The organism is Streptomyces sp. NPDC050315, assembly GCF_040655775.1.
In the GTDB taxonomy this organism is placed as follows: Bacteria; Actinomycetota; Actinomycetes; order Streptomycetales; family Streptomycetaceae; genus Streptomyces.
Genome location: NZ_JBFAKN010000017.1, coordinates 46,773 through 56,546 on the forward strand (window position 1 = coordinate 46,773; position 9,774 = coordinate 56,546).

The 9,774-nt window shown below is 67.8% G+C and carries 7 protein-coding genes; 4 read left to right on the forward strand and 3 right to left on the reverse strand.

What is annotated here, in order from left to right; genetic code table 11:
- Positions 1-147 precede the first annotated feature (147 nt).
- Positions 148-840, forward strand: coding sequence for a DUF4232 domain-containing protein (locus AB0I82_RS35960; protein WP_363261708.1), 693 nt, complete (start codon positions 148-150; stop codon positions 838-840).
- A gap of 107 nt (positions 841-947) precedes the next feature.
- On the opposite strand, the gene AB0I82_RS35965 is transcribed toward AB0I82_RS35960, so the two are convergent.
- Together AB0I82_RS35965 and AB0I82_RS35970 are read right to left on the reverse strand one after the other, a co-directional pair.
- Positions 948-2,174 (reverse strand): helix-turn-helix transcriptional regulator, encoded by a 1,227-nt coding sequence (locus AB0I82_RS35965; RefSeq protein ID WP_363261709.1) that lies wholly within the window; start codon positions 2,172-2,174, stop codon positions 948-950.
- A gap of 151 nt (positions 2,175-2,325) precedes the next feature.
- Positions 2,326-2,514: a hypothetical protein gene (locus AB0I82_RS35970; protein WP_363261710.1), complete on the reverse strand. Its 189-nt coding sequence runs from the start codon at positions 2,512-2,514 to the stop codon at positions 2,326-2,328.
- Between the two features lie 630 nt (positions 2,515-3,144).
- Between AB0I82_RS35970 and AB0I82_RS35975 the strand changes: the two genes are divergently transcribed.
- From AB0I82_RS35975 to AB0I82_RS35985, 3 genes are all read left to right on the forward strand, one after another.
- Positions 3,145-4,131 (forward strand): ATP-dependent DNA ligase, encoded by a 987-nt coding sequence (locus AB0I82_RS35975; protein ID WP_363261711.1) that lies wholly within the window; start codon positions 3,145-3,147, stop codon positions 4,129-4,131.
- A 12-nt stretch (positions 4,132-4,143) separates the two neighbouring features.
- Positions 4,144-4,713, forward strand: coding sequence for a DUF6192 family protein (locus tag AB0I82_RS35980; RefSeq protein WP_363261716.1), 570 nt, complete (start codon positions 4,144-4,146; stop codon positions 4,711-4,713).
- A 129-nt stretch (positions 4,714-4,842) separates the two neighbouring features.
- On the forward strand, positions 4,843-6,750 hold the full coding sequence (locus tag AB0I82_RS35985; protein ID WP_363261712.1) for an AAA family ATPase: 1,908 nt from the start codon (positions 4,843-4,845) through the stop codon (positions 6,748-6,750).
- Between the two features lie 56 nt (positions 6,751-6,806).
- Here the strand turns inward: AB0I82_RS35985 and AB0I82_RS35990 are convergent, their stop codons facing one another.
- Positions 6,807-9,224: a Helicase associated domain protein gene (locus AB0I82_RS35990; RefSeq protein WP_363261713.1), complete on the reverse strand. Its 2,418-nt coding sequence runs from the start codon at positions 9,222-9,224 to the stop codon at positions 6,807-6,809.
- Between the last annotated feature and the right edge of the window lie 550 nt (positions 9,225-9,774).

Consider the following 9,774-nt stretch of genomic DNA (forward strand, 5'->3'; position numbering starts at 1 on the left):
GCTAGAGCCCTCGTTACGCGAGGGCCACGGTGCGCCGGGGAGGTGTTAGTCAGGGATTAGTGGATCATCAGCGGCGGCGAACAGGGTGGTGTGCAGGACGCGGAAGGAACCGCGTCCCGGCGCACTCCAACCACCCAGGGGGATTTCATGTCGCGCAAGACCGCTGTTCGCCGCACCCGCACCGTCGCAGCGGCCTCGCTGATTGCCGCTGCGGCGTTCTCGCTCACCGCCTGCGGTGGCGGCGAGACCGCAACCGGCGCCAAGGGGGCCCCGTCCCCGGCTGCCACGCCCATCCATCCGGGCGGTACGCCCACCATCGACCCGGGCGGTTCCTCCGGCGGGTCCACGGGCGGCTCCGGCAAGGCGGTCGAGGCCAAGGCGGGCAGCGACTCCGACAGCTCCTCGTCGGCGCGCCGGTGCACCAGCAATCACCTCAAGGGCGCATGGTCAACCTTCGAGGGCGGCCCGGACATGGACTACGACGGGCAGCAGACTGCCCGGGTGGTGCTGACGAACACCGGCACAATGGGGTGCACCCTGGCCGGCTTCCCCGGCGTCCAGCTCCAGACCGCCCACGGCGACACCTGGGACCTGCAGCGCAGCAACAAGAAGCCGGAGTCCGTCCGGCTCGCCGCCGGCGGGAAGGCCGTCTTCGACATCACCTTCCTGGCGTCAACTCGCGAGGGTGACCGGAAGTTCGCACCGAACCAGGTAGTGATCACGCCGCCGAATGAGCACCGGAACCTCGTGCTGGACTGGCCGTACGGCGGCGCGCTGCTGGATCAGTCGGGCGCCACCCGCCCGGGAACCTTCGTCGGCCCGGTCACCACGACGGAGTGAGGCGGAGGCATGCCTCGGCCGGGTGGGCGGTACGACGACAAGGTCGTACCGCCCACCCGCCGTGCCCGCCTGCGGACGGCCGGCTTCTCCCCGAGGCGGTGCCGCGCCTACAGACTCGGGTGGGCGAGGGCGGGGATCGGTGCGGGCAGGATGCGCCGGGTGTGGAAGAGGCGGGTGGTGGTGGTTTTGAAGGTGGAGTTGTAGGCGGCGCACAGCTCGGAGACCCGGCCGTGAGTGGGGGTGGTGGAGGGGATGGTGGGTGGTGCGCTGCGGGCGGGCTGGGCGGTGACCGGCTGGCAGGCGCTGGCGGCCTGCCACAGCGGTTCGAAGAAGGCGGGTTCGCCGTCCAGGACGTGGATCAGGCGCTGGGTGTCGTCCCAGGGAAGCAGCAGGCTGCCTTCCAGGGCGGCGGTGATGGCCTCCTGGTTGAGAGTGTGGCTGCTGGAGACGGCGATCGCCCAGGGCGAGGGGTTGCCGGCACGCTGGTGGAGATAGCGCAGCGCGGAGAGCAAGGCGTGGGGGTCGTCCTTGCGGTCGCGGCGGGCTCCGGCGTCCTCCCAGACCCGGCGCAGCACCTGGGGGTCGGCGCCGCAGGCCCGGGCGATGAGCGCGGTGGTCCGCCAGGTGGGGAAGCGTTCGCCGTTCATGATGCGGGAGAGGAACGAGGCGGAGAGACCGGTTTCCTCTCCCAGAGTGCGCAGGGTGTGGTCGGAGGCGCGTTGGAGGCTGCTGAGCACGCTGGCCAGGTCACCGGCCCCGGTCGGATGGTCAGCGGCCGCGGCGTCGTGGACGTCGTCAGCTTCCGGGGCCGTACCGGGCTGGATCTGCTGAGGCAGAGGTGTGCTCGGGCGACGGCCCGGTGGCCCGGCATCAGATCCGGGCGCCGGCGCGGCGGGAGGCCGCAGGGGACGGCGGCTGAGGGCTCGGCCCACCACCTCGGGCCCGTACTTCTTGCGCGCGTGGTCCTTGTTCATGGCCAGCAGCTCGGCGACGGCCTGCCAGGAGGCGCCGCGGTGCCGGGTGCGGCCGACCGCGACGGCGCACATCTGGTCCACGTGCCGCCGCAGGGCGACTAGGCGCCGCAGCGGCTCCTCGCACTGGGCCGATTCGGCCAGGCACTCCCGAAGGCGGCGGATGTCGTCTTCGGCCGCGTCCAGATTCTCGCGCAGCCACTGGTCATACGGCTCGGTGTCGCAGCTGTTCTTCTTCCGCGCGCGGTAGGCGGCTTGCCGGCACTTGGTGTCGCAGTATTCGCCGGGACGTCCGGTGTCCGGCTGTTCCCGCGGCTCGCCGCACCACTTACACTGCTGCGTCGAAAAGGCGTTCCACCTCATTGTGGTCCCCCTCCGTGTCTAAAACCGGGCGGCCGACAGTACGACCACCCGGGAAACGTGACGAATAACGGCGTGGGTGTCTCCGTTTCGTAGGGAACGAAAGAACGGAGACAGGCATCGGGGACCGGCTCCCGGCCGGCCCCCGAGGCGGTCACTGGCTGGCGCAGCGGCGGGTTGACAGCCAGTAGGCGGCTGCCCACAGCAGGCCCGTGACGAGCAGGACCGTCAGGCTCTGCGGCCCGGGCGCGTCCGGAAAGAGCACCACCGCAGGCATCGGGACGGCACCGCCCGGCAGCGCCGAGAGGCCGTTGCCCGTCTGGGGGGCGCTGTTGCCAGGCATATCCAGGACCGGGGCCCCTTTGTTACTGTCACGACGCGTGGATCGGCACCGGAGGTGTTTGATCCGGAAACGAGCTGGGGAGTAAGGCATCGAGCCTCCTGGCTTGTTGACTCAATTACAGGAGCGCGAACCCGATTCCCGCCAAGGTCCAGGGTTCGCGCTCTGTGAGCGTAGTGACACAGTCTGGCCCGAAGCTACTCGGTCAAATGCGGCCGCTTCTAGGGCATTTGCTGTCTGAACGGACAGTTTCGTAGAGGGTTCGCGGGTAAGACGGGGCACCTTCCGGAAAATCACCCGGCAATGTCGTGATCTTGGTATTACGAGCCAAACCCGACACCGCTCCACCGCCCCCCAAACCCACCAGCGCCGCCCGGCCGCACAGCCACCGCCCCAGCGCCGCGAAACCAACAGACCAGCTCACTCCACTGATCCACTCACCGAGCCGGCGCCATCCGCCCCGCAGAGCCGATCATTCCGTTTATGCACCGATGGCGCGTCCCCATACGTTCGGCATCCACTGCCTGGCATGGACCGGCCAAGGGCTAGCCAACACGGGCAGCACCTGCTGCGCCTTGACGCGCCGCACGGCCTCTGAAGCAGCCCACATGCTAAGTGTCGATCATGCCGCCAATGCCGCGGGAACCGATACTCGCCCAGCCCGTCGACACCTTCACTCTGCCGGCGGGTTGGGCGGCGGAGCCGAAGTGGGACGGCTTCCGCACCCTGCTCGCCCACGACCAGGAGCAGACGCTGCTGCGCTCCCGCCACGGCACCGACCTCACGCCCGGCTTCCCTGAGCTGGTGGCCGCGGCGGCCGCGCTGCCGTACGACATCGTCCTGGACGGCGAGGTGGTCATTTGGGCTGAGGGCCGCCTGGCCTTTGAGTACCTCAACCGCCGCCTGAATCGCTGCCCGGCGACTGCCGCGCGCCTGGCTGAGCAGCACCCGGCGCACTTCGTCGCCTTCGACCTCCTCCACCAGGCCAGCGCCGACCTCACCGTCCGCCCGTACGCCGAGCGCCGCGCCGCGCTGGAAGCCCTGTTCGCCGACCACCACCTCGGCCCGCCGTGGACGCTGTGCCCGATGACCACCGACGTCGACATCGCGCGGGAGTGGCTGTCGTGGTCGGCCGTCGGCATCGAGGGCGCGGTGTTCAAGCGGCTGCAGCAGCCGTACCTGCCAGGCAAGCGTGCGGGCGGGTGGCGGAAGTACCGGGTACGGGAGTCCACCGAGGCCATCGCCGGCGCCATCACCGGCTCCCTGCACCGCCCCAGCACACTGTTGCTCGGTCGATTCGATGCGGCCGGCCGGCTGCGGTACGCGGGCCGCACCACCCAGCTCGCCGCCGCCCTCGCACGCGACGTTGCCGTGCAGCTGACGCCGGCCGGGCCCGGACATCCTTGGACCGGCCGTACGTTCAGTGCGGGCTGGGGTACGGACGACACTCTCGACGTCACCCTCGTGGTACCCGAGCTGGTCGCCGAGATCAGCGCCGACGTCGCGCTGGACGGGGTCGGCAGGTGGCGCCACCCGCTCCGGCTGCTCCGCCCTCGCAGCGATCTCGACCCGGCCGACGTTCCGCCGTTCGGCCAGGGCAACGAACCAGCAGCCGGCTGACGCAGAGGGCAGATCAGTACCCCGCAGACCGCGCAGGAGAAGATCGAGGCGATCCACGACCTGGCGGCGGATGACCAGGTCGCTGCACGGGTGGCGACCGACCTCCTGCGCCGCCCCGAGGTAGCCTTCCACGCCGCCCACGACGACCAGGCCCGCGAGTTGTTCTACCGGGCCCGGATCGAAGCTGATCAGTGGACGGACGATGAGAGCGCCGACGTGCCCGGCAGCCCCTTGGAGGACTCCCCCATCGCGCCGGCGCTGCGGGCGATGGACAAGACGCTGTTGTTCCTGGACTGGAAGAAGGCATGTCACCAGCTGCTGGTCGCCACGCACGACCTGGTGCCGGCCCTGCAGGATGAGGACTTGGGCGAAGACGTGGCCGCAGTGATCGAGCAGGGCCTGGCCCGGCTCCGTGCCGCCTGCGACTGGGTCGCGCACGCCCTGGCCACCGGCGAGATCGACATGGACGAAGAACTCGCCCGCCTGCTACACGACAACGACGGGAGCGGAGCGGGCGAGGGTGACGGCGAAGAAGGGGACGACGGCGAGGATGACGACGGCGGCGCAGGTGTACCTGCGTGAGTCTCACCCGCTCGTCGAGCGGAGTTCTCAACGCAAGGCCGGCACCGAAACCAGGATGTGCCGCCATCTGGTGATCACGGATACGGCAAATGGCTCGAAGTGGGCAGACAGTAGCGGCAGACTGATCGAATGCAGCTCACTCAGGTACGTAGTCGCCTCTTTCGCAACATTGTCGACAGTGGTGACGTCGAAATCTCGTCGGACGTCACGGCGCTGGTAGGGAAGAACGAGAGTGGGAAGACAGCGCTGTTGTCGGCGATCTACCGCTTCAACCCTGTGTACACGGAGCACTCTTTTGCTCTGGGGCAGGACTATCCACGGTGGCGGAAAGTCAAAGACACCCGCTCTGGGGAGATCGAGGACGCACATCCGATCACCTGCACGTTCACGCTGGACGATGAGGACCTGGAATCTGTCGCCGACGTGCTCGGGCCTGACGTGGTCAAAGGGCGCTCGTACTCACGGGCCATTCCCTACAAAGGGCAAGACACGGTCACGCTGGAGGTCGACGAAGGCGCCGCTCTGGAAAACCTCTACGCCGATGAAGAAGTCCCCGATGCACTCCGTAGCGCCCTAGGGACACGCAGCATCGCTGCTGCCCTGGAGCGGGCCGAGGGCCTGGAACCCGCGGAAGACTCCGGCTTCACAGCTTCAGATGTCGATGTCTTCATTCGGGCGGGACGCCAGCGGCTGGCCGGCCATCAGAGTGCTTGGGGACGCGTGACAGCCTTCTTGCGCGATCGTGAACCGAGGTTCTTCTACTTCAGCGACTACCAGAATCTTCCCGGCCGGATTGCTCTAGAGGACCTTAACGGTCAGGAGGAGCCCGGGGCCTCTTCCACGCAAACCGCCCGATCCCTGCTCGAACTCGCCAGCACGACATCCGGAGCGCTGTCGGCGGAGGACTTCGAAGAGCGCAAAGCCGAGCTCGAAGCAGTGAGCAACGACATCACCCAGCAGGTCTTTGAGTACTGGAAGCAGAATCCCGATCTATCGGTAGAGATCGACCTGGACAAGACCACGGTCCAGCAAAGCAACGGCCAGCACGCCGTCGCCAGCTACCTCGACATCCGTGTCAGAGACAGCCGCCACGGGTTCACCAACAACTTCTCCGCCCGCTCCACCGGATTCCAGTGGTTCTTCAGCTTCCTTGCCGCGTTCTCCCAGTTCGAGAGCTACCCGCACGGTGTCGTCGTCCTGCTGGACGAACCCGGCCTGAGCCTGCACGGCCGTGCTCAGGCCGACTTCCTGCGCTTCATCAACGAGCGCCTCGCCCCCGTGGCCCAGGTCATCTACACGACCCACTCACCGTTCATGGTCGAAACGGCCCACCTCAACCGAGTCCGCATCGTCGAAGACCGCGGACCTGATACCGGCGCCATCGTGACCGACGAAACCCTCGCCGTCACCGACGACTCGCTCTTCCCGCTCCAGGCCGCACTCGGCTACGACATCGCCCAGAACCTCTTCGTGGGCCCCGACAACCTCTTGGTTGAAGGAACCAGCGACTACACCTACCTCACCCTGATCAGCGACTACCTCAAAGAGGCGGGCCGCACGCACCTGGACGAGCGCTGGCGCATCCTGCCCGCCGGCGGCGCCACGAACATCCCAACCTTCGTCGCCCTCATCGGCACCAACCTCCAGGCGACAGTCCTCATCGACAGCACCCCGGCCGGAGTCACCAAGCTCAAGACCCTGACCAACAAGGGCGTCCTCTCTCCCAAACGTCTCCTGCTCACAGACACCTTCACCGAAGGGGTCAGGGACAGCGACATCGAGGACCTGTTCTCTCCAGACGACTACCTCAAGTTGTACAACGCTGCCTTCAACACCGAACTCACGGTCAGTGAGCTAAACGGCACCGATCGCATCATCTCTCGTATCGCCCGGGCAACTGGCACTTCCTTCAACGAGCACGGCCGGCCCGCCGAGGCCCTGCTGCGCAAGCGGGACACCCTCCTGCCACAGCTCTCGGAGACGTCACTCAGCCGCTTCGAGAGGCTCTTCACCGCCATCAACCAGACCCTTACGTGAACAACGACGAAGGGCGGTCCGTCGGTACTACACGGGCCGCCCCTTGCCGCTGACGACTACGCCCAGTCCAGTCCGAGCTCGGCGAGCTGGGCGAGCTGGTGGTCGGTGAGCTTGGCGCGCCTCGACTTCGTGTTCGAGAGAAATACCCCCAGCCGAACATCTGTAGCCGCTCCGCCGGCACCGTCCCAGCCCTCCTCCAGAACCTCAACGTGAGAGCGGCTGACGGGCCCCACAGAGCCTGTGCGGGCCTTGTACTGCTGCAGGGCCGCTACCCCCCGCTCGAAGGCCCCAGAGCCGCTCCTGCGGCCCTTGGGGGCCGTCTTCTTCGGGGCGGGCAGCGGCTCGATGCCGAGCTGCTCCATGCGTTCGCGCTGACCGGTCGACAGCTTGGTCCAGGTGGTGTGTTCGCGCTGCCGGGCCAGCCACCGGCCAATGTCGTTGCCGTTGACGGTGACGCCGGGCAGCAGGTCGGCGACCGCGGCCCCGCCGCTCAGGCACTCCCGTACGGCGGCGTAGTGCCGCTGCCAGTCGATCGGCCACTCCGGGTTCCAGTCCGGATCAATCGCCTCCAGCGCCTCGGCTCGCTCGGGATGCCCGTCCAGCGCGCCGGGGCGCCGGAGGTTGGACAGCCACTGCCCGACCGGCCGGTCCAGCGCGGTGGCCGGCCGCGGCGCGGCCAGCGTCCGGTGCTGCTCGAAGTACACCCGTGCCGCGGCGAGGTTTTCCTCGAACGCCGCGTCCGCGGCGTCCCAGACCATGCCCAGGCCCTCCAGCCGCTCGGCACGCTTGCCCGGCATCTGCCCGGCCCCGTACGCGCGGCGCTGCTCCGCGATCCACTGCCCCAGCGGATACGGGCCTTCCTTGTGGTCGTACGGCACCCGCAGGTGCCCCTCCCGTTCGCGATACCGGCGCGCGGCCGCGTACCCGCGCCCCCAGTCCTGCCGCTCGGTGTCGATGACATTGAAGCTGACCCATTCTGCGACCATCACCGGATCCCGCGGGGCCGCAAAACGCAGCAGAAGTCGGGATTCCTCTTCCCCTTCCTCCGGCGCCGGACCGATACTCAAAGACGGATCAACGACCCGTTTCTGATTTTCCTGGGGAATGGCAAGCAGCTCGATGGCCTCTTCATCGTGTGCACGCAGACCTTGCAATACCTTGATCAACGGCCGGTAACTGCCGGAGGTGAACATGTCCTCCGGCTGCTCGCCGGGCGCCAGGAAGACCGGGACGATGAGCGAGGCGAGTTTTCCCTCCCCCGGCTGCTGCCGCAGCGCCCGGCCGATCGCCTGCACGATGTCGTGCGGCGCCCCCTTGGGATCTAGGAGGGCAACCGAATCCACCGCTCGAATGTCGACGCCCTCCCCCAGTACGCGACAATTCGAGAGGATTGCCCGTCCGGCACGGGTGGCGAACTCGCCCAGGACGCGCCGGCGGTGTTCGGCTTCGTGCTCGCCGCACAGCCAGTCCGCCCAGATGCGGCGGGGGTACTTCTGCGGATCGTCTGTGTGCAGCTTCGCTGCCACCGCCGGCAGTCCCTCGGCGTATGCCTGGGCCTCTATCGTCCGGTGATGGAACGTGATCATCGTCTGCAGCCGGTGATCCGCAGCGGTCCGCAGCATGGCGGCCTGCAGCGCACCGAGCCGTTCCCCACGCACCTGCTCCTCGTGCCGTCCTTCACCCCGCAGCCGCTCGGGCGTGACGACCGGGTCCTGCAGCTCGACCACGATGATCTGGTACCGCGCCAGCAAGCCACGAGACACCGCCTGGGCCAGGGTGAGCCGGTACAGCACGGGCCCGAAGATGCTCTCGTCATCCATCGACGCCGCCAGCTCCTCCGGCAACGGATCCCGCCGCAACCCCTCCCGCTCCTCCCAGGACGACGGCCGCTCCTGCCAGATCCTCGGCGTCGCCGTCAGGTACAGCCGACGGACCGCGGGGATGACGTCCTGGTGGTGGATGTCCGCCCACGCCTTCCCCAGAGATCCACTTGTGCGGTGGGCTTCGTCGACACAGGCGAGGTCCATCGGCGCGAGCTGCTGCCCGTAGGCGCCCTCGAAGGCTTCGGCGAGGACGCCGAGGGAGGCGTAGGTGGCGTAGATGGTCACCGGCCCCTGTCCGTGCCACAGGGCAAGCTGCACGGGGCTGGTGGTGACGCGTACGCCCATGCTCCACAGTGCGCCGTCGTCCTGGAGGGAGCACACCGCGACGGCCGGCCCCGTGTGCCCGATCTCGCGCCAGGCCCGCACGGTCTGCGTCAGCAGATCCAGCGTCGGCACCAGCACCAGAATCCGCCCCTTCGGCACCAGACGCCGCGCCGCGGAGGCAGCAATGATGGTCTTGCCTGTCCCGCACGCGGCAATGACCTGCCCACGCAGGCCGTTTGCGGGAACCCTCTTGCCCGGCGGAATGTCGAGACCGCGCACGATGGCATCCACGGCCTCGACCTGATGGTCACGCAGTTTCACGGGCATTTCCCGTACTCCTTTGAGGGAATGAGAGGGAGCATTAAGAGAAGGGATTCCCGGAACGCTGCAGGACCGGGGTGGGGGTGCGGTACAGTCCCAGACCCTACACATTGCATCAGGGATGATGCACCCCCGTAAGCGAGATTGAGTCATTGGGGTGATGGCTCGCCAGATTCGAGAGCAGGGCGCGGCGTTGGGGTGTATGGTTGCGGGTGTCGTAGGGCTTCGGTTGAGGTATGCAGTGTTGGGTGGAGCGCAGCGGAGCCCGTTCTCTTCGGTGGTGCCGGCATCCGTCCGGAGACTCGGTCCACGGCGGGGGTGTGGCCCAGGATTCCAGGGTTTACACGGGTACGGACGTGATGCACCCCCTCCCTCGTAGCCAGCCCTAGATCCCCGCGAAGCGGGGATCTTTGCAATTCGCGCTTGCGCGAATTGATTCGCTTTCAGAATTCCGCTTGCGGAATTCAATTCCCGCGCTTGTGCGGGAATTTGACGGAGCGTTAGCGGAGTCGTTTCTCTGCCCAGCGCGTCAGCGCTGGGGTACCCGCGGAGCGGG

What these genes read in the sequence shown, in the direction of transcription:
- AB0I82_RS35960 (WP_363261708.1), top strand. Translation starts at nt 148, where the DNA reads ATGTCGCGCAAGACCGCTGTTCGCCGCACCCGCACCGTCGCAGCGGCC.
- AB0I82_RS35965 (WP_363261709.1), bottom strand. Translation starts at nt 2,174, where the DNA reads ATGAGGTGGAACGCCTTTTCGACGCAGCAGTGTAAGTGGTGCGGCGAG.
- AB0I82_RS35970 (WP_363261710.1), bottom strand. Translation starts at nt 2,514, where the DNA reads ATGCCTGGCAACAGCGCCCCCCAGACGGGCAACGGCCTCTCGGCGCTG.
- AB0I82_RS35975 (WP_363261711.1), top strand. Translation starts at nt 3,145, where the DNA reads ATGCCGCGGGAACCGATACTCGCCCAGCCCGTCGACACCTTCACTCTG.
- AB0I82_RS35985 (WP_363261712.1), top strand. Translation starts at nt 4,843, where the DNA reads ATGCAGCTCACTCAGGTACGTAGTCGCCTCTTTCGCAACATTGTCGAC.
- AB0I82_RS35990 (WP_363261713.1), bottom strand. Translation starts at nt 9,224, where the DNA reads ATGCCCGTGAAACTGCGTGACCATCAGGTCGAGGCCGTGGATGCCATC.